18 protein-coding genes are annotated in these 18157 nt (G+C 68.4%); 5 read left to right on the forward strand and 13 right to left on the reverse strand.

The window, feature by feature from the left end:
- The first annotated feature begins 107 nt into the window (after positions 1–107).
- The gene (locus tag EGH23_RS13985; protein ID WP_220580594.1) at positions 108–494 is read left to right on the forward strand and encodes a universal stress protein; all 387 of its coding nucleotides are present in this window, start codon (positions 108–110) and stop codon (positions 492–494) included.
- Here the strand turns inward: EGH23_RS13985 and EGH23_RS13990 are convergent.
- The 3 genes from EGH23_RS13990 to EGH23_RS14000 form a co-directional block, all read right to left on the reverse strand.
- Complete coding sequence (locus EGH23_RS13990) at positions 481–1221, reverse strand: ParA family protein (protein WP_220580595.1); 741 nt, start codon at positions 1219–1221, stop codon at positions 481–483. The genes EGH23_RS13985 and EGH23_RS13990 overlap by 14 nt on opposite strands.
- Before the next feature lie 172 nt (positions 1222–1393).
- Complete coding sequence (locus EGH23_RS13995) at positions 1394–1816, reverse strand: HIT family protein (RefSeq protein WP_220580596.1); 423 nt, start codon at positions 1814–1816, stop codon at positions 1394–1396.
- Between the two features lie 46 nt (positions 1817–1862).
- Positions 1863–2483, reverse strand: a complete 621-nt coding sequence (locus EGH23_RS14000) for a uracil-DNA glycosylase (RefSeq protein WP_220580597.1) — start codon at positions 2481–2483, stop codon at positions 1863–1865.
- A 123-nt stretch (positions 2484–2606) separates the two neighbouring features.
- On the opposite strand from EGH23_RS14000, the gene ileS reads away from it, so the two are divergent.
- Together ileS and EGH23_RS14010 are read left to right on the forward strand one after the other, a co-directional pair.
- Entirely contained in the window at positions 2607–5861 is a 3255-nt protein-coding gene (gene ileS, locus EGH23_RS14005) for an isoleucine--tRNA ligase (RefSeq protein WP_220580598.1), read from the forward strand.
- A gap of 203 nt (positions 5862–6064) precedes the next feature.
- The gene (locus tag EGH23_RS14010; protein WP_220580599.1) at positions 6065–6499 is read left to right on the forward strand and encodes an ester cyclase; all 435 of its coding nucleotides are present in this window, start codon (positions 6065–6067) and stop codon (positions 6497–6499) included.
- 73 nt (positions 6500–6572) lie between these two features.
- Here the strand turns inward: EGH23_RS14010 and prs are convergent, their stop codons facing one another.
- The 3 genes from prs to hemL form a co-directional block, all read right to left on the reverse strand.
- Entirely contained in the window at positions 6573–7427 is an 855-nt protein-coding gene (gene prs / locus EGH23_RS14015; RefSeq protein ID WP_220580600.1) for a ribose-phosphate diphosphokinase, read from the reverse strand.
- 348 nt (positions 7428–7775) lie between these two features.
- Entirely contained in the window at positions 7776–8576 is an 801-nt protein-coding gene (locus EGH23_RS14020; RefSeq protein WP_220580601.1) for an HVO_0234 family beta-propeller protein, read from the reverse strand.
- 1 nt (position 8577) lies between these two features.
- Entirely contained in the window at positions 8578–9915 is a 1338-nt protein-coding gene (hemL, locus tag EGH23_RS14025; protein ID WP_220580602.1) for a glutamate-1-semialdehyde 2,1-aminomutase, read from the reverse strand.
- A 321-nt stretch (positions 9916–10236) separates the two neighbouring features.
- Between hemL and EGH23_RS14030 the strand changes: the two genes are divergently transcribed.
- Both EGH23_RS14030 and EGH23_RS14035 read left to right on the forward strand, forming a co-directional pair.
- Complete coding sequence (locus tag EGH23_RS14030) at positions 10237–12003, forward strand: nitrite/sulfite reductase (protein ID WP_220580603.1); 1767 nt, start codon at positions 10237–10239, stop codon at positions 12001–12003.
- A 160-nt stretch (positions 12004–12163) separates the two neighbouring features.
- On the forward strand, positions 12164–12463 hold the full coding sequence (locus tag EGH23_RS14035) for an amphi-Trp domain-containing protein (RefSeq protein ID WP_220580604.1): 300 nt from the start codon (positions 12164–12166) through the stop codon (positions 12461–12463).
- A gap of 238 nt (positions 12464–12701) precedes the next feature.
- Here the strand turns inward: EGH23_RS14035 and lrp are convergent, their stop codons facing one another.
- The 7 genes from lrp to EGH23_RS14070 form a co-directional block, all read right to left on the reverse strand.
- Positions 12702–13160: an HTH-type transcriptional regulator Lrp gene (lrp, locus tag EGH23_RS14040; RefSeq protein ID WP_220580605.1), complete on the reverse strand. Its 459-nt coding sequence runs from the start codon at positions 13158–13160 to the stop codon at positions 12702–12704.
- A 10-nt stretch (positions 13161–13170) separates the two neighbouring features.
- Positions 13171–13527 carry a nitrogen regulatory protein GlnK1 gene (glnK1, locus tag EGH23_RS14045; RefSeq protein WP_236044822.1) on the reverse strand — a complete coding sequence of 119 codons (357 nt, stop codon included), beginning with the start codon at positions 13525–13527 and terminating at the stop codon, positions 13171–13173.
- Positions 13520–14818: an ammonium transporter gene (locus EGH23_RS14050; RefSeq protein ID WP_220580606.1), complete on the reverse strand. Its 1299-nt coding sequence runs from the start codon at positions 14816–14818 to the stop codon at positions 13520–13522. The genes glnK1 and EGH23_RS14050 overlap by 8 nt, the downstream gene beginning before the upstream one ends.
- 333 nt (positions 14819–15151) lie before the next feature.
- Complete coding sequence (locus EGH23_RS14055; protein WP_220580607.1) at positions 15152–15634, reverse strand: DUF7519 family protein; 483 nt, start codon at positions 15632–15634, stop codon at positions 15152–15154.
- On the reverse strand, positions 15631–16887 hold the full coding sequence (locus EGH23_RS14060; protein ID WP_220580608.1) for a DUF58 domain-containing protein: 1257 nt from the start codon (positions 16885–16887) through the stop codon (positions 15631–15633). The genes EGH23_RS14055 and EGH23_RS14060 overlap by 4 nt, the downstream gene beginning before the upstream one ends.
- Positions 16884–17408 (reverse strand): DUF7269 family protein, encoded by a 525-nt coding sequence (locus EGH23_RS14065; protein ID WP_220580609.1) that lies wholly within the window; start codon positions 17406–17408, stop codon positions 16884–16886. The genes EGH23_RS14060 and EGH23_RS14065 overlap by 4 nt, the downstream gene beginning before the upstream one ends.
- Entirely contained in the window at positions 17405–18103 is a 699-nt protein-coding gene (locus EGH23_RS14070) for a DUF4129 domain-containing protein (protein WP_220580610.1), read from the reverse strand. Before EGH23_RS14070 ends, EGH23_RS14065 begins: the two co-directional genes overlap by 4 nt.
- Positions 18104–18157 lie beyond the last annotated feature (54 nt).

Raw genomic sequence — 18157 nt, forward strand, 5'->3', positions numbered from 1 at the left:
GCGCCCAGCGCGCCGACCGTCTCGCGGTGCTGTGGCGATTCTCTCCCAGTGTCAACTTTGATTCTGTCGCCGAAACGTCGAAGCCACCGGGGAACGCACACCGTGATATGACTGAGTATCTCGTCGCCACGTCGTCGGTTCACGTCACCGCGGCGGCGGCCGATTACTTGGAGGACTATCTCGATCCGGACGAGGACAGTCTCGTCGTCGTCGCGGTTCGAGAGCCCGGTCGTCTCACGCGGGACGCCGAGGACGCGATCAACGTCGCGCGAGCGCGGTTCGGGACGCCGGCGCCGACCGTGGAGACGCGCGAGGGCGACACCGTTCCGGAACTGCTGGCGGCCATCGACGAACACGACCCCGACGAGGTGGTCGTCGGGACCAACGGCGGGCGGGCGGCCGACCAGGGCGTCGGATCGACGGTGACCGAACTGCTGCGGCGGCTTCGCCGTCCGGTCGTCGTCGTCCCGCTACCGAGCTTCAGCCGTCCCTGAACCGGTCGAACAGGCCCGGTTCCGGGAACGAGAGGTCGAGGTCCGCGTCGAGGAGCCCTTCCGTCGCCGCGGCGACGGCCGGCGCGAGCGTCGATTCGAGGTCGAGCGCGGTCGGAATCCGCGCGTCCGACGCGGCCGTCGGAATCGCGTAGTCCGCGTCCGAGACGGCGAGTGCACCGTCCGCGTCGGTCCGCGTGGCGACGACGGCGTCCGCCGGCGCGTCGACGTCGCGGAGTCGGCCGCGCTGTCGCGGCAGCAGGTCGGTTCCCCGCCGGGTCGCCGGGACGACGAGCGCCCGACGCCGAGCGGCCGCGAGCGCCGCGACCGACTGGTTGGCGGCGACCGGCGGGACGTCGAGCAGGACGCGGTCGAACCGCTCGGCGGCGTCGGCGACCGCCGTCTCGAACAGGCGCGCGCTCTCGGGCGTCTTCGCCCGGGCGAGGCGCTCGAACGGCGCGTGGGCCGGACAGAGCGCGACGCGGCCCGGCGCGTCGACGTCCCAGTCGTACAGCGCGTCGGAAAGCGCTGCGTCGCCGGTCGCGACGGCGGTCACGTCGGCGTCGATGCGCCCCGCGACGAACGTCGCCAGCCCCTGCGTGGCGAAGGCGGCGTCGAATACGGCTACGGACCGATCCGCCCGTGCGAGCGTCGCTGCCATCTCTACCGCGGTCCTGGTCGTTCCGGCGCCGCCGGTCACCCCCACGAGCGCGAGCGTCGAACTCCCCATAGCCTACGTGGCTTCCGTGATGGAATAAAAACCTCCCGACTGGTGACGACCGAGCGGACGTCGTCGATACGGCCGCCGCAGGCGGCTACCCCGTTCAGTCGGGCCCGGAACGGCTACCGCGCGAACGCGGCCGCCGTCGACGAGGCGCTGGTCGTTCGCTAACCGGGGCCGGTTAGGTCCCGTCTTCGATGGCCGCCGCGATGTCGTCGAGCTCGTCTTCGGAGAGGTCCGGCCGACTCCCGAACAGCGAGTGGATCGGGCGGCCGCCGTCCTCGGCGAAGCGCGGGACGATGTGGCCGTGGACGTGTGGCACCTCTTGGCCGGCCTCCTCGCCGTTGTTGAACGCGACCGTGCTGCCGTCGGCGTCGACGGCGGCCTCGACGGCCGGCGTGAGTTCGTGCAGCGCGGCGAACACGTCGCTGCCGACGTCCGCTGGTAAGTCCTCTAACGTCTCGTGGTGGGCCTTCGGGATGACGAGCGTGTGGCCCTGAGACAGCGGATTGGCGTCTAAGAAGGCCAGTACGTCGTCGTCTTCGTAGACGGTGCGGCTCGGGATGTCGCCGGCGACTATCTGACAGAAGACGCAGTCGGACATATTCGGCGGTGGGTCCGGCGGCCGTATGAAGGTTCCCCCGACGGTCTCACTCGACCGCCCGCGCAACGGCGGCCGCCAGCTCGGCCGCGTACTCGTCGTACTCGTAACCCAACCGCGACAGCCACACCTCCTGATAGCTGGGGTGCAACAGCGGGACGACCGGGACGCCGAGGGCCTCGCTCTCGCGGACGGTCAAGACGCTGTCGACGAACCCGTCGACGCGATCGCCGTCGAGAGCGAGAATCGTCTCGGTCGCGTGTCTCCCGGTCGGAACGACCGCCTTCGGAGCCACCGTCTCGACTTCCTCGACGAGGTACGGTCGGCAGTTCGCCAGCTCCTCGTCGGTGGGGTCGCGGTTCTCCGGCGGGTGACACTTCACCGCGTTCGTGTAGTAGCAGTCCCCGTGACCGAACCCGGCGTCGGCGAGCAGGGTTCGGACCTTCCGCCCGGAGCGCCGGGAGGTGTAGGCCATCCCGGTCAGGTTCCCGCCCCGCCACCGCTCGGCCTCGGGGTCGCCCTCGGCGGGCGCTTCGCCCACGACGACCACGTCGGCGTCGAGCGGACCATTTCCCCACGAGATGCACTCGCGGGCCTCGGCGAGGGCGGGACAGCGCTGACAGTCGGCGGCCTGCCGGTTTCGTTCCGACTCTGCGGGAAACTCGGGCACAGTCTCGGCAAGGCGAGGGTCGGCCTAATCGTTGGCGGCGACGCGGCCACTTCGGTCGGGCGCGGCGGGGTCCTCGGCGTAGCTAACCGATTGTCCTTTAATCCCGGCAGCGAATGTGCCGGTATGGACAGGTTCGCCGCGGTCGACGACCAGTACGACCCCGAGGACGTCGAGGAGGGGGTCTTCTCCTACTGGGACGACGTCGACGCCTACGAGCAGACCAAAGCGCACCGCGCCGACGGCGAGGAGTTCTTCTTCGTCGACGGCCCGCCCTACACCTCCGGGGCCGCGCACATGGGGACGACGTGGAACAAGACGCTGAAGGACCTCTACATCCGCTACCACCGGATGAAAGGCTACGACGTGACCGACCGGCCGGGCTACGACATGCACGGCCTCCCCATCGAGACGAAAGTCGAGGAGCGCCTGGACTTCGAGAACAAGAAGGACATCGAGCGCTTCGGCGAGGAGAACTTCATCGAGGAGTGCAAGGAGTTCGCCGAGGAGCAACTCGAAGGCCTCCAGACGGACTTTCAGGACTTCGGCGTCTGGATGGACTGGGACGATCCCTACAAGACGGTGAATCCCGAGTACATGGAGGCCGCGTGGTGGGGCTTCCAGCGCGCCCACGAGCGCGGACTCGTCGAACAGGGCCAGCGCTCGATCAACCAGTGTCCGCGCTGTGAGACGGCCATCGCCAACAACGAGGTCGAACGCGAGGAGGTCGGCAAGCCCTCTATCTACGTGAAGTTCCCGCTTAGCGAGGCCGACCACGGGGAGGCCTCGGACGAAGCGAGCGGCGAAGCCGCGAGCAGTGAGAGGTATCTGGTCATCTGGACGACGACGCCGTGGACCATCCCCGCCAACACTTTCGTCGCCGTCGACGGCGACGTGACCTATCAGGGCGTGCGAGCGACGAAGGACGGCGAGGACGAGGTCCTCTACGTCGCGGAACCGCGCGTCGAGGACGTCCTCTCGAAGGGTCGCTACGACGACTACGAGGTGATCGAGGAGGTCACCGGCGAGGAGATGGTCGGCTGGACGTACGACCACCCGCTGGCCGAGGAGGTCCCCGACCACGCCAGCGGCGAGGGCTCGCTGCAGGTCTACACCGCCGACTACGTCGACGCCGAGGACCAGACCGGTCTGGTCCACTCCGCGCCGGGCCACGGTGAGGAGGACTTCGAGCGCGGGCGGGAACTCGGCCTCGAGATATTCTGTCCGGTGGGAAGCGACGGCGTCTACACCGAAGAAGGCGGCGAGTACGCGGACACGTTCGTCCGGGACGCCAACGACGACGTCATCGCCGACTTAGAGGCGAAGGGCGCGCTGCTGGCCAGCGAGTCGGGCTACACCGTCAACGAGGGCCACTGCTGGCGGTGCGACACGGGCATCGTCCGCATCGTTACCGACCAGTGGTTCATCACGGTCACCGACATCAAGGACGAACTCTTGGCGAACATCGAGGACAGCGAGTGGCACCCCTCGTGGGCGCGGGACAACCGCTTCCGGGACTTCGTGGAGGACGCCCCCGACTGGAACGTCTCCCGACAGCGCTACTGGGGCATTCCGATCCCCATCTGGTTGCCCGAAGACTGGAACGGGTCGATGGAGAACGCCATCGTCGTCGGCGACCGCGAGGAACTCGCCGAGCGAGTCGATCAGGACATCGACCCCGAGACGGTCGACCTGCACAAGGGGACCGTCGACGACCTCACCATCACCGAGGACGGCACGACCCACACCCGCGTCGGCGACGTCTTCGACGTCTGGCTCGACTCCTCGGTAGCGACGTGGGGCACGCTCGACTACCCCGAGCAGACCGAGGACTTCGAGCGGCTGTGGCCCGCCGACCTCATCATGGAGGCCCACGACCAGACCCGCGGCTGGTTCTGGTCGCAACTGGGGATGAGCACCGCCGCGACGGGCGAGATCCCCTACAAGGAGGTGCTGATGCACGGCTACGCCAACATGCCCGACGGCCGCGGGATGTCCAAGTCCAAGGGCGTGCTCATCGACCCCCACGAGGTCATCGAGAAGCACGGCCGGGACCCGATGCGCCTGTTCCTGCTCTCGGTGACCGCGCAGGGCGAGGACATGAACTTCTCGTGGGAGGAGACCCAGGAGATGCAGCGCCGGCTCAACATCCTCTGGAACGTCGCGCGGTTCCCGCTGCCGTACATGCGAGCGGACGACTTCGACCCCGAAGCTACGACGGTCGAGTCCGTGCGTGAGGACCTCGAACTCGCCGACGAGTGGGTCCTCTCCCGCCTGCAGAGCGTCGAGGAAGCGATGACCGAGCACATGGACGAGTTCGAGAACGACAAGGCCGCCCACGAACTGCTTGACTTCGTCGTCGAAGACGTCTCCCGGTTCTACATCCAGGTCGTCCGCGAACGGATGTGGGAAGAGGAAGACAGCGACTCGAAGCGGGCGGCCTACGCCACGCTCTATCGAGTCTTGGAGGAAGTGGCCGCGCTGTTCGCGCCGTTCACCCCGTTCGTCGCCGAGAAGATCTACGGCTCGCTGACCGGCGACGCGGGTCACCCGACGGTTCACATGTGCGACTGGCCGGAACCGACCGCGGACCTGCACGACCCCGAACTCGAAGACGAGATCGAGGTCGTCCGAGAAGTCGAGGAAGCGGGCTCGAACGCCCGCCAGCAGGCCGAGCGGAAACTGCGCTGGCCGGTCACGCGCGTCGTCGTCGACACGGACAGCGACGCTGTGGCCGACGCCGTCCGCTCGCAGTCGGCCATCGTCGCCGACCGCCTCAACGCCCGAAGCGTCGACGTCGTCGGCGCGGACGCGGCGTGGGGCGAACTCCACTACTCGGCCGCCGCCGACATGAGCGAACTCGGCCCGGCCTTCGGCGACGACGCCGGCCGCGTGATGAACGCGCTCAACGACGCACGAATCGAGGAGCCGTCGCTCGATGCCCTCGAGGGAGCCGTCGAGGACGCGCTCGGCGAGCGCGTCGACCTGACCGAGGAGATGGTCGAGTTCCGCCGCGAGACGCCCGAGGGCGTCACCGGGACGGAGTTCACCGCGCTGGGCGGCGGCGGCGTCGTCTACGTCGACACCACGCTCACGGAGGACATCGAGAGCGAGGGGTACGCCCGCGAGGTCGTCCGCCGGATCCAGGAGATGCGCAAGGAACTGGAACTGGACATCGAGGCGCGTATCGTCGTGGACCTCTCGATTGCCGACGACCGCGTGGACTCGCTGGTTCGGGAGCACGAGACCCTAATTAGAGAAGAAGTACGCGCCGACGAACTCGGGACCGTCGAGGACGGCCACCGCAAGACGTGGGACGTCGAGGGCACCGAGATGGAGATCGCCATCGCCCCGGTCGCGGCGGCGGAGGCGTCGGACTGACGGCCGGAGTCGACGACCCGAGGTTCCGCTTTTTTCGCTTCGGCACTTCGAGGGGCATGAGCGGTCCGAACGTACCTGATAACGAAAGGAACCGTGAGCAACGGGTAACAAATGCTAACGTCTCACAAGGCGTACTAGCCCGTAGCGCTCACTGCGAAGTCACGCGGTCGAGGGAGACGTCGAAGCGAGCGCGGGAGTAACCGATGGCAGCAACAGCACCACTCGCGGAGAACAAGGAACTCGCGCGGCGGTTCCCGGAGGAGGTCGCGACGGCGGGCGACGTCGAACTCATTGACGAGCTCTGCGCGCCGGACGTCGTCGACCACAGTCCGCTGGGCGAGGTATCGGGTCGTGAGGAACTGAAAGCACAGATAGCGGGCATCAGGGAGTCCTTCGAGGGCTTCTCGGCGACCGTCGAGGACGTCGTCGCCGAGGGCGACACCGTCGCCATGCGCGTGGCCCTGCGCGGGAGACACGTCGGCGAGTTCCTGGGCATCGAGCCGACCGGGACGGACGTCGCCATCGACAACATGGTGTTCACCCGAATCGAAGACGGGAGGATCGCCGAGCGGTGGGTCCAACCGGACCTGCTCGGCCTCATGCGGCAGGTCGGCGCGGTGGACGTTCCGACGGAGTGAGAGACCGCCCCGCCGTTTTTTCGCGCCGCCGGATATCGAATACGGCGTCACCGGACCGGCCGAGCGGTGGGAATCAGAGCTCCGCGGCGACGACCGGCGCGGCGCTGACCTCGCTGACCGCGCGTTCGAGCGTGTCGGTGCCGTAGACGGCCTCGACGCCGGCGACCGAGAGCTTCGTCAGCGCGTTGCCCGCGAGCATCGGGTGGACGCAGGTGACGAAGACGCGCCGTGCGTCCCGCTCCGTCAGCACCTCGACGGACTCGCTCATCGTCGAGCCCGTGGCGATGATGTCGTCGACGAGCACCACGTCGCGGCCCTCGACCGGCGCGTCGCTGGGCGTTATCTGGACGTCGCCGCTGTCGTAGTCGCGGTCCTTCTCGAAGTAGTCCGTCTCGCCCTCGCCGTAGCCGTCTCTGGTCGTGACCGCGAGGTCGATCGCGCCCTCGTCCGGCGAGAGAAAGAGCGGGTCCGCTAAGTTCTCGGGAAGCGGATCGGCCAGCACCCCGGCGGCGTCGACGTCGGTCGTCGGCACGTCGAAGAACTCACAGACGGCCGGTTCGTGGGGATTGACCGTGATCACGCGGTCGGTCCCCGTCGAGATGGCCCGCGCCATCGCCCGCGAGGAGACCGGTTCGCCCGCGCGGAACGCCTCGTCCTGTCGCGCGTAGCCCATGTACGGCAAGACGGTGACGACCTCGCCGGCCCCCGCCTCGCGGGCGGCGTCCTGCAACTGGAGCGCCTGGACGTGCGCGTCGCTGTCCACCGTCGAGGCGACGACGACGGCCCGCTCGCCCGCCACGGCCTCGGGAAGCCGGACGACGTGTTCGCCGTCGGGGAACCGTTCGTACTCGACGCGAGCGAGGCGCTCGTCGGTCTCCGCCGCCAGCGCCGCCGCGAACGCCTGCGTGTCCGCCCCGGGGATAATCATGTGCGAGGGGTCGCTGGCCGGGCTAAACGGCCTTTCGGTTCGAGGGTTAGCAACTGTGGGCTACGCTGACGAAGCGGACGTGACAGCGTAGAACAACTGAAAGCCCCGGCGCGGTCGAGTCGCGCGCCTCGCTTCGCGCCTCGCTTCGCGCTTCCTTCGCTCGCGTCGCTCGCTCAGTCCAGTGCTTACGTCGTCGTGCGTCCCCGACCGCGCCGCCCCTTTCATTCCCACCCCGTGGCTGTCTCGCCGGCAGAGATCCTTCGGCTGTTTCACTGGCCGTCTCTCGGCGGCTGTTCCACTGGCAGGAACCAGTCGGCTGTGTCGCGGGCAGAAGGGCGGGCCGTCGCGCTACGCGACGGCCACGCCGACGACGTCGGGGAGGCCGAGCGAGCGCTGTCGCCACCCGCCGCGGCCGTCGGCGGTGGCGTCGTCGGCGGTGTCGACGAGGAAGGTGCCGTCCTCGGTGACGGCGTAGGTGTCCTCGCCGTAGGTCACGTCGACGACGCGTTCGCGGGCCGGGAGATCACAGGGCCGCCACTCGCCGCCTTCGAGGACGAAGAGCTCCGTGTCGTCGGCCGCGTGAGTTCGCTCGCCGTCGCTGGCGACGACGCTATGCTCGCCCGAACGGACCTCGGTCCACTCCGCGCCCGTTCGCTCGTAGAGGCCGTCCGCCGTCGCCGCGTAGCCCGGTGCCACGTCGGTCACGTCGTAGAGGCCGAGGCGCTCGCAGTCGGGGAGCGCGTAGACGCCGTCTTCGGCGGCCAACAGGTTCCCGCCGATGGCGCGCACGCCTTCGACCGCGTCCAGCTCTCGCCACGCGCCGTCGGCGTAGCGAGCGACCCGCCCGCCGCCGGCGGCCAGCAGGCCGTCGACGTCGTAGCCGACCGCCGTCGCCGGGCCGAACCCCGTTTCGGCGAACCCGTCGTCCGTCGCGACCAGCACCGACTCGTCGGTGGCGACCGCTATCTCGCCGTTCGCCCCGGCGACGTCTCGGGCCGAACACCGTTTTTCGAGGCTGAAGCGACCGATCTGCCCGCCAGCGGTTTCGACGCGCGTGACGCCCAGTCCCGACGCGACGTAGGCGTGGGTCTCCGGGCGCGTCTCGCCGTACATCCGCTTCTCGGAGAGGGAGATGTCGTCGTCGCTCACTTCATATCGCCTCTTTGTACGCTTCGAGGGCGTCCTCGATGTCTTCCCCGGTGTGGGCGTCACAGACGAACTGGGACTCGAACTGGTTCGCCGTCAGGAACACGCCCTGGTCTTTCATCTCGGGCCAGAAGAGGCGCTCCCAGCGTTCGGTCTCGGCCCGCTTGATGTCACCGGCGTTCTTCGGACAGTGCTCGTAACGGGGGCAGTCCTCCCGCTGTTGGCAGCCGGCCTCGCAGTGTCCCTCGAAGGAATCCGGCGCGTTCCGCGTGAAGACGACCTTGAACATCGAGTCCGTGCCGACGACGGTGTACTCGGGGGCCTGGTCTTCGAGGATGTCCTGCAGGCCCAAGCGCAACTGCTCGCCGAGGCCGTTGACGTGGTCGTACACGTCGTTTTCGGCCGCGTAGCGCAGCGTTTCGAGGCCGGCGGCCATCGTCACCGGGTGGCCCGAGAACGTCCCGGACTGGAAGACGTCTCCGGCGGGCGTGAACTGCTCGATTATCTCGCTCTTCCCGCCGATCGCGCCGACGGGGAACCCGCCGCCGACGATCTTCCCGAAGGTGGTGAGGTCGGGGTCGATATCGAACTTCCCCTGTGCGCACTGGAGGCCGCCGACGCGGAAGCCGGTGATGACCTCGTCGAAGACGAGGAGCGAGCCGTGCTCGTCACAGAGGTTCCGAAGCGTCTCGTGGTACCCCTCGACGGGGTGGACGATGCCGTAGTTGCCGAGGATGGGTTCGGTGAGGACGGCGGCGATGTCGTCGCCGTGCTTGGCGAACACGGTGTGTGCGGCTTCCTCGTCGTTGAACGGTACCGTCAGCGTGTGTTCGGCGAAGCGCTCGGGGATGCCGGGGCTGGAGGGGTGAGTGTCGTCACCCTCGCCCTCGACCAGCGTGGACTCCTGTGCGCCGTGGTAGCCGCCCTGCATGACGACGATCTTGTCCCGGCCCGTGTACCCGCGCGCCAGCCGGACCGCGGAGACGGTGGCCTCGGTGCCGCTGTTGACGAAGCGGACCATCTCGACGCTCGGGACGTGTCGCGCGACGAACTCCGCCAGTTCGACCTCGACTTCGGTGGGCGCGCCGTACATCGGCCCCTCCGAAGCGCGTCGCTGGACCGCCGACTGGACCTGTTCGGGCATGTCGTGGCCCAACAGCAGCGGACCGTAGCCCATCACGAAGTCGAGGTAGCGGTTACCGTCGGCGTCGACGACGTGGCCGCCGTCGCCCTTCTGGACGAAGAAGGGGTACGGACGGATGGCACGCACTGAGGAGTTGACGCCGCCGGGCATCACCGAGAGCGCCCGGTCGTAGAGCGCTCGCGACTGCTCGTGGTTCATAGCGCGGCTTTCGAACGCGGTCTGAAAGTACCTGACGGGTCAGACGTTCCGCCCGACGAGCGCGTCGATGTCCTCGTTCGCGACGCGGTGGACGTTCGTCCGATGGAGCGCCTATATCTGGCGTTCGTTCAATCCGGGAGACGAGAGGAAGCAATAAAAACAGCCGCTGGACGTTCGTCCTAGATTCGCATCTTATTGTAGATATATTCAACAGGCAGTCTTTTAGTACTCAGAATGAACAATATATCTGTGAATAGGAGGACGTTCGAACATCAGATTGCGGTAAAAGTAATCGATCTATAATACTAGAGGATCCTAACGATGGTACACAAGAAAGAGGACGTCAAAGGCGAACTGTACGGTGACGAGGTCAGGGAGAAGCTAGAGGAGTTCGCGGAACGCGGCTGGGAGTCGATTCCCGAGGAGGAGCGTTCGGAGTGGTTCACCCGCTTCAAGTTCTGGGGCGTGTTCCACCACCGCGGCGGGCAGGAGTCGTACTTCATGATGCGCCTGACCAACTGCGGCGGGGTTTTGGCACCGGAACAGCTCCGCACGATCGGCGAGGTCGCCCGCGACTACGCGAAGGGTCCGGCCGAGAACCCCGAGTTCGGCAACGGCTGGATCGACCTCACGACGCGTCAGTCCGTCCAACTGCACTGGTTGAAACTCGAAGACGTCCCCGAGATCTGGGAGAAACTCGAAGCCGTCGGCGTCTCCTCTCGCTCCGCGGGCGGGGACACGATGCGAAACATCTCGGGCTGTCCGGTCGCCGGGAAGGCCGAGGAGTACGTCGAGTCCCGCCCGATCTTAGACGAGATTCAGGAGACGATCCGCGGGGACGACGACCTCTCGAACATGCCCCGGAAGTTCAACATCTCGGTGTCGGGCTGTCGGCAGGGGTGTGCACAGGACGCCATCAACGACGTCGGGCTGGAACCGGCCCACAAGTTCGTCGACGGGGAGGACGTCGAGGGGTTCAACGTCCGCGTGGGCGGCGGCCTCGGCGGCCGCGAACCGCGCGAGGCGCGCCCGCTCGACCTGTTCGTTCGACCGGAACACGCCGTCGAGACGGTGCGCGCGTTCGTGGAGCTCTACCACAACGAGGGGAACCGACAGAACCGCTCGAAGAACCGCGCCCGCTTCTTCGTCGACGAGCGCGGCACCGACGCCATCCGCGAGGAACTGGACGAGCGACTCGACTTCGAGCTCGAGTCCGCCGGGACGGACTTCCGCGGCGAGTACAGCTACAACGCCGGGAAATCCGCACAGCAGGGCGCTCACGACCACGTCGGCGTCTACGACCAGGCGGACGGCGAGAACTACGTCGGCCTCTCGGTACCCGTCGGGCGTCTCCCCGCCGAGGAGGCGATCGAACTCGCGGACCTGGCGGACGAGTACGGCTCCGGCGAAGTGCGACTGACCCGCCGGCAGAACCCGCTTCTCATGGACGTGCCCGACGAGCGACTCGACGACCTGCTCGCGGAACCGCTCCTGGCGAAGCACAAGCCCGAACCGAACCCGTTCGTGCAGGGCGCGATGGCCTGTACCGGGACGGAGTTCTGCTCGCTCGCGCTGACGGAGACGAAAGCGCGGATGGCCCGGACGCTCCGCTGGCTGGGCGAGAACGTCGACGTCCCCGACGACGTCGACCGGATCAAGATGCACTTCTCCGGGTGTACGGCCGACTGCGGGCAGGCGATGACCGCCGACATCGGTCTCCAGGGGATGCGCGCCCGCAAGGGCGGCGAGATGGTCGAGGCGATGGACGTCGGCGTCGGCGGCGGGATGGGCGAGGACCCCGCGTTCATCGACTGGGTCCGCCAGCGCGTGCCCGCAGACGAGGTGCCGGGGATGCTCGCCAACCTCCTCGAAGCCTACGCCGCGCTCCGAGAGGACGGCCAGACCTTCCGCGAGTGGGTCGACGCGACGGGCCACGAGACCATCGTCGAACTCGCGGAACCCGAGGAGGTCGAGGGGTACGAGGACCCCTGCCTCGCCGACGGCAAGCAGTCCTGGTACCCCTTCGACGACGGCGAGAGCCCGGCCCCGACGGACGCGGAAGGGGTATCGCTGTCGGCCGACGACTGATACTGCTCGTGCCGGTTCTCTCGGGCCACTTTTTCTCGGTTCCTTCACCGAGACTTATCAAGTAGAAATTCTAAACACTCCCTCTATTGGTGACTGTGCGGGTCGAACAGGCCGGTGTGCTGCCCGAGATATTTTATCGACAGCCCGTCGTAAGTCCGGTATGGAAAACGACGAGGAATCAGCGGTCGAGGCGGAATCGGCAGACGACGAGACGGAACGTGAAGGAGAGCGGGTGCTGAGTCGGGCAGACGGGGCGTCGATACTACGTGAAGTCGCCGAGGGCGTCGAGGACGGGACGATCGACATCGAAGGGGAGGACGGCTTCACGGTGCCGGTTCCAGACCGCTTCGAACTGGAAGTCGAGTACGAGGTCACCGACGACGAGGCCGAGTTCGAGGTCGAACTCGAGTGGCCGCTGGAAGACGGCGAAGCGGTGTCGGCTGACGAAGAACGCGATTGACAGCTTCTGTTTCACCGAGACGATATTTCGACGGATCGCGTCTCCCAGCCGTCGCTCGCGTTTCGGAGTAGCCTCGGCGCGCGTCGGTCGCCACCGTGTTTGCGGGCAGCGGCCACTACGGGCACCCAACTATCGAGAAACGCCGTTTGCCGCCTTTCGCACTTCGAGCCGGTGATCCGACGAGATAGCGGACCGATCGACGAAACGACGCAACCGGGAAGCGAATCGCGAAACCCGCTCACTCGTCGGGCGCTTCGACCGGGAACTGCTCGTGTTCGCGGACGGTGTTCAGCACGACCGACGTCGCGGCCGACCGCACGTCGGGGTCGGTGAGCAGGTCCTTGATGCGGGCGTTCATCTCGCCGGTGTCGCGGAACTTCCCGACGGCGACGACGTCGTGACTGCCCGTCACCTCGTAGACGGCGACCATGTTCGACTGGTCGCGCAACCGTTCGGTCACGCTCTCGAGACCGCTGCCCTCTACCGAGAGCTGGAAGACGGCGGTGACGTCGTAGCCCAGCGCCGCGTAGTCGATGCGGGCGGTGTACTCCTCGATGACGCCCGTCTCGGCCAGTTGGTCCATCCGGCGCGAGACGGTCGTCGCGGCGACGCCGGTTTCGGCGGCGACGTCGCGGGCGCTGGCCCGGCCGTCGCGCAACAGCGCGTTCACGACTCGCCTGTCGATGTCGTCGACCATCGCCGGCCGCTCAGACGGCCTCTGGTCCACGCTTGCCCGTCCGGACCTGGTAGGCGTCGTCGACCGGCAGGACGAAGATCTTCCCGTCGCCCTTCTCGCCGGTGTGGGCCGCGTCCGCGATGGCTTCGACGACGTCCTCGGCGGGGATGTCCGCGACGACGGTCTCTATCTTGACCTTCTGGTGGAGGTCGACGACGTACTCCTCGCCGCGCCATTGGCCCTTCTTCGCGGGCTGTGAACCGCGGCCGGAGACGTTCGTCACCGTCAGCGAGGGCGCGCCGACCTCCGCGAGCCCCTGTTTGACGTCGCCGAGCTTGTCCGGTCGAACCATCGCCACGATCATCTTGATCTCTCCTTCGTCAGTCATCCTTGGAACCTCCGTCTGCACGCACACTTTCACTCACCATACCACCGTCGGCGACGACGCTGTCGCCGGAGCCGAACTCGGGGTAGGTCTCGACGCCGTGTTCGCTGACGTCGAGGCCCTCCTGCTCGTGTTCGGGCGTCACGCGGGCCTGTCCGACCGCCTTGAGGACGGCCCAGATCGCGCCGGTCGCGAGGACGGTCCACGCCGCGATGACGGCGACGCCGATAGCCTGTGCGACGAACGCGTTGAGGACCGAATCGACGACGCCGGGAGCGGCGACGAACGGGTACAGCAGCGTGCCCAGCACGCCCGCGCTCCCGTGGACCGGGAAGACCGCGCAGACGTCGTCTATCTTGAGGCGCTTCTCGACGAAGCCGAACACGAGCGGGAGCTGGACGCCCGCGAGCCCGCCGACGACGAACGCGCCCCACCACGACGTGGTGTGGGGAATCGCGGTGATGCCGACCAGTCCGGCCAGCAGGCCGTTGGCGACGTAGAGCGTGTCGACTTTCCCGGTGCGGACCCACGCCATGAGTCCGGCACCCATCGCACCGCAGGCCATCGCGAGCGTAGTCGTCATCGCGACGCGACCCAGCTGGTCGCCGAGGAACGCGCCGTCGCCGCCGATGATGGCCGAGGTGCCGACGTTGAAGCCGTACCAGCCGAACGCGAGGAGGAGCGTTCCCAGCACGGCGAAGGTCAGCGAGTGGCCGGGGATGACGTTGACGCTGCCGTCCTCGTTGTACCGGCCCATGCGCGGGCCGAGGACGTACGCCGCCGTCAGCCCGGCGATGCCGCCCATGCCGTGGACGATCATGCCGCCGGCGAAGTCGGTGAAGGCCGCGCCGCCGAAGCTGATGTACGCGCCGGCCCACGTGATGCCCGTGACGACGGGGTAGATGACCGCCGCCAGCAGGAACGTGTAGGTGATGTACGCCCGGAGCTTCGCGCGACCGGCCACCGCCCCGGAGACGATGGTGGCGGCCGTCATCGCGAAGACGGCACCGTAGAGCCAGTCGATCCAGCCCGTGCCGCTGGTCGACGCGGCGGAGGCGAACCCACTCCCACCGACCAACGACGAGACGCCGGCACCGATGAGGAAGAACACCGTCACGCCGACGGACCACGTCAGCAGGTTCTTCGTGAGTTGGTTCGCGACGTTCTTCGAGCGCACCTGCCCGGCTTCGAGCATGGCGAAGCCGGCGTGCATGAAGAAGATGAGGAACGATACGACCAGTATCCACGTATAGTTGAGCGCGTCCGCGGTGACTTGGAGTGGTGCGAGTACCATGATTCGTATTGGTTTTCCTTATGATTGCGTTTGAACGTCCAACTTTATCTCGATTCGCGCCAACTTCGTCAACTCGTTCACGGAGAAACATCTGGTAACACCACTACATAAGGATTGGCTTTACGAAAGTAGATATTAGAGGGGATAGGGTAGACGACCGTCCAGATTATAGTAGAGTATTATGGATATAAGGTTGTTCTCCGTCAAGAAAATACGCACATGTCCGCTAGGATTTTGGACGAACGTCGACCGCGGATTCGGTCGAAACGGGCGAAAACGGGGTATTTCGCTTGCGCGCGCCCCCCGTGGCGGAGAACCGCCATCGGTCTGCGCTCACCGACGAAGCGCAGCCGTCAGCGCGACGCCGGCCAGGACGAGGCTCGCCAGCGCGAGCGGCGACAGCGCCGGCACGTCGACGCGAAAGAGCAGCGTCGTCAGCGCCGCGGCCCCGCCGACCAGCGCCGTCGTCCCGGCGACGTGACCCAGTTCGACGGATCTGCCGGGTGCCGTTCCGAGGTCCTCGCGGAGGTCGACCGCGGCGTGCCCGAACGTCCACGCCAGCACCGTCCCGGCCCCCGCGACCAGTACCGTCGCCGTCGTCGCGCCCTGTAACGCGGCGATCACCACTTCGAGGAACAGCGCGCCCCCGGCGAGATCGATCAGCCTGCCCGAGCGGAGGGTCCCCCCGCCGACCAGCAACAGCACCCCGACCACGCCGGCGACGGTCGAGAACAGCCCGAGACCGGCGGCGAACAGCGCCGTGAGCGCGGCGAGGACGCTCGCACCGCCACAGACGAGTCCCGTGCGCGCCGTCATCGGCGGCTCCTCCACGCCCGGGCGGTCAACTGCTGGAGCGACTCGTCCGCCCCCCAGTCGTGGACGTCCACGCCGACGGCCCGGAGCCCCCGCAGTCGGTCACGCCGTTCCAATCGGGCCAGTCGGCGGCCGCCGGTGTCGGTCGCGGTCGGGTCCGGACTGACGACCGTCACCGGATGGTCCCGGGCGGCGAGTCGGCGGACGACCGCCGCGCTGTCGTCGTCGCACAGCGGCGAGACGAACACCACGTTGACGCCGCTCGGTAACTGCGCCAGCAGGCGGTCGACGTCCGGGGTTTCGGTGACAGGCGAGACGGCGAACGCGCGGTCGGTCCGCAACCGCTCGCGCGCCCGCCGCCGGTGTGCCCTGCTCGTATCGGGGTCGAGCCACGCCCAGTGGGGCGAGTACGCCGCGACGCCGACCGCGTGGCCGTCCTCGGGGAGGCCCTCGACGAGCGCCACCGCGGCCGTGACACCGCGCTCGACGGCCGTCTGTGCGTCCGGCCGCGGGGCGAGCGCGGCTCCCTCTCGAGCGTCCACGACGACCACGACCCGCGCGGACTGCTCGCGGCGGAACTCGACGGTCGTGAGGTCGCCCGTGCGGGCGTAGCGGTTCCAGTCCACCCGGGAGAGCGGGTCGTTCGGGCGGTGTTCTCGCAGCGCGTAGAAGGACAGCCCCTCGCCGCCCTCGTCGATCGGGACCTGTCCGGGGCGGTGTTTCGACTGCGGCACCAGCGGGAGCAGCGCCGACCCGGCCGGCCGGTCCCACGTCACCGCGTCCGGTTCGGCCTCGACGCGCGCCCGGCGGGCAACGACGCCGACGACGTCCCTGACGACCACCGTCGCCGGGTCGAAGACGCAGCGCCCGCTCCCGCTGGCGATCTCGTAGGTCATCGTCGCCTGTGCGCCCGGCCGGAGCGTCGTCCCCAGCGACGCCGACCCGTCGACCACCCGGACCGAATCCGGGACGCCGTCGGCGATCCGCAGGTCGGGAATCGTCCGCCGGCCGTCGTTGCGGACGGTCAGTTCGACGGTCACCGGTTCGCCGACGCCGGGGTCGGCGGGGGTGAGAGAACGGGAGAGGGCGACGCCGGCCGCCGGCGGGACGGCGACCCGGTCGTACGCGCTCAGCGCGACGCCGACGCCGCCGAGCAGCACCAGCGACGGGACCTGTGCTACGAGCCCGACCGCGACGGCGACCAGCGCCGCCCCGCCGAGGCCGAACCAGCGGCCGGTTCGGTGGACCTCGGTCATCGCTCGTCCCGGCGGAGCAGTTCGGCCGTCGCGTGGGCGACCCGCCGGCGGAACGGCCGACTTCCGGTGAGCCACCCCGAAAGCCGAGCGAGCGCCGAAATCGGCGTCCCGTCGAGCAGCGCCCGCGCGTCGCCGTCGTCGGTCCAGGACCCGTCTTCGAGCGTCGCTCTCGCGTCGTCGCGTGACCGCCCCTCGCGTTCGAGAACCGAGACGCCCACCGCCCTCACGCGGTCGCGGACGGTCTCTCGGCCTCTGCCCGCGGCCATCGCGGTGTCGAGGTCGTCACCCGGTACCGCGGCGTGCTGGCTGTCGGTGTCGGGGAGCCGCGGCCCGCGTTCGCCGTCGAGCGAGCGGACCAAGAACGCGAGGACGGCGACGGCCCCGGCGATCACCGAGACGGCGATCAGCGGGAGGTCCGAGACGGTTCCCGAGGGCAGTGCCGGTTCGCCGGCGGCGACCAGTCCGACCGCGAGGGCCGTCGCGCCGGCACCGACGGCTAAGGGAAACGGCCGGAGGTTCACGGTTCTCCCTCCGGTTCTGCTCCCGACTCGGTCTCTGTCGCTGCCTCCGCTCCCGGCTGTCGGTCCGCTCCGGTCGCGCTGTCGAGCGCGTCGCGGGCGCGCGTCTCGTACACGGGCGTCGGCGTCTCGGAGCCGTAGCGAACCCGCTCGAAGAGGTCGCGGAGCGTCTCGACCGCCTCGGCGTCGGCGCCCGCGGCCGTCGCTCGCTCGGCGAACTCGCGGGGCGTCGCGGTACCGTCGTCCGGGCCGAACCGCTCGGTCAGGTCCGCCCACGCTCGATAGACGTCATTCGTCAGCGGCACGTCCGCGGCGGTCGCCGAGTACGACGACCCGGCGGCGGCGTCGCCCGTCGTGAAAGTGGGCCGGTCGCCGCCCGCCTCGTCGACCGTTGAACCGCGGCCGGCGGCCCACCAGAGGCCGGCGACGCCGAGGGCGACACCGGCGACGAGGACGCCGATCACCGGCGGCGACAGCGGGGGGACCAGCGAGCGAGCGCCGGTACCCGACTCGGGCGAGTCGACGCCGCCCGGGTTCGAGGGGACGTCTCGCTGTCCCTGGCTCTCGATACCGCCGTCCTCGGGCGTCACGTCGGGGTCCTCGCCGCCGGTCGCGGCGTCGAGACCGGCGGCACCGAGCGCGAACGACAGCAGGGCGACCGCGGCGACGAGCGCCACGAGGAGGGACTGTCGCTGCATACCGCAGTTTCAGTCCCTCCCGCTTGAATAGATTGTGGGGTCCACTCGGCTACG

The organism is Haloarcula nitratireducens (assembly GCF_019599505.1).

Excerpts from the sequence above, each read along its gene's own strand:
- EGH23_RS14060 (WP_220580608.1), bottom strand. The coding sequence starts at position 16,887 with ATGACCGAGGTCCACCGAACCGGCCGCTGGTTCGGCCTCGGCGGGGCG.
- glnK1 (WP_236044822.1), bottom strand. The coding sequence starts at position 13,527 with ATGACTGACGAAGGAGAGATCAAGATGATCGTGGCGATGGTTCGACCG.
- EGH23_RS14010 (WP_220580599.1), top strand. The coding sequence starts at position 6,065 with ATGGCAGCAACAGCACCACTCGCGGAGAACAAGGAACTCGCGCGGCGG.
- EGH23_RS14050 (WP_220580606.1), bottom strand. The coding sequence starts at position 14,818 with ATGGTACTCGCACCACTCCAAGTCACCGCGGACGCGCTCAACTATACG.
- EGH23_RS14055 (WP_220580607.1), bottom strand. The coding sequence starts at position 15,634 with ATGACGGCGCGCACGGGACTCGTCTGTGGCGGTGCGAGCGTCCTCGCC.
- lrp (WP_220580605.1), bottom strand. The coding sequence starts at position 13,160 with ATGGTCGACGACATCGACAGGCGAGTCGTGAACGCGCTGTTGCGCGAC.
- EGH23_RS14035 (WP_220580604.1), top strand. The coding sequence starts at position 12,164 with ATGGAAAACGACGAGGAATCAGCGGTCGAGGCGGAATCGGCAGACGAC.
- prs (WP_220580600.1), bottom strand. The coding sequence starts at position 7,427 with ATGATTATCCCCGGGGCGGACACGCAGGCGTTCGCGGCGGCGCTGGCG.
- EGH23_RS13985 (WP_220580594.1), top strand. The coding sequence starts at position 108 with ATGACTGAGTATCTCGTCGCCACGTCGTCGGTTCACGTCACCGCGGCG.
- ileS (WP_220580598.1), top strand. The coding sequence starts at position 2,607 with ATGGACAGGTTCGCCGCGGTCGACGACCAGTACGACCCCGAGGACGTC.
- EGH23_RS13995 (WP_220580596.1), bottom strand. The coding sequence starts at position 1,816 with ATGTCCGACTGCGTCTTCTGTCAGATAGTCGCCGGCGACATCCCGAGC.
- EGH23_RS14030 (WP_220580603.1), top strand. The coding sequence starts at position 10,237 with ATGGTACACAAGAAAGAGGACGTCAAAGGCGAACTGTACGGTGACGAG.
- hemL (WP_220580602.1), bottom strand. The coding sequence starts at position 9,915 with ATGAACCACGAGCAGTCGCGAGCGCTCTACGACCGGGCGCTCTCGGTG.
- EGH23_RS13990 (WP_220580595.1), bottom strand. The coding sequence starts at position 1,221 with ATGGGGAGTTCGACGCTCGCGCTCGTGGGGGTGACCGGCGGCGCCGGA.
- EGH23_RS14070 (WP_220580610.1), bottom strand. The coding sequence starts at position 18,103 with ATGCAGCGACAGTCCCTCCTCGTGGCGCTCGTCGCCGCGGTCGCCCTG.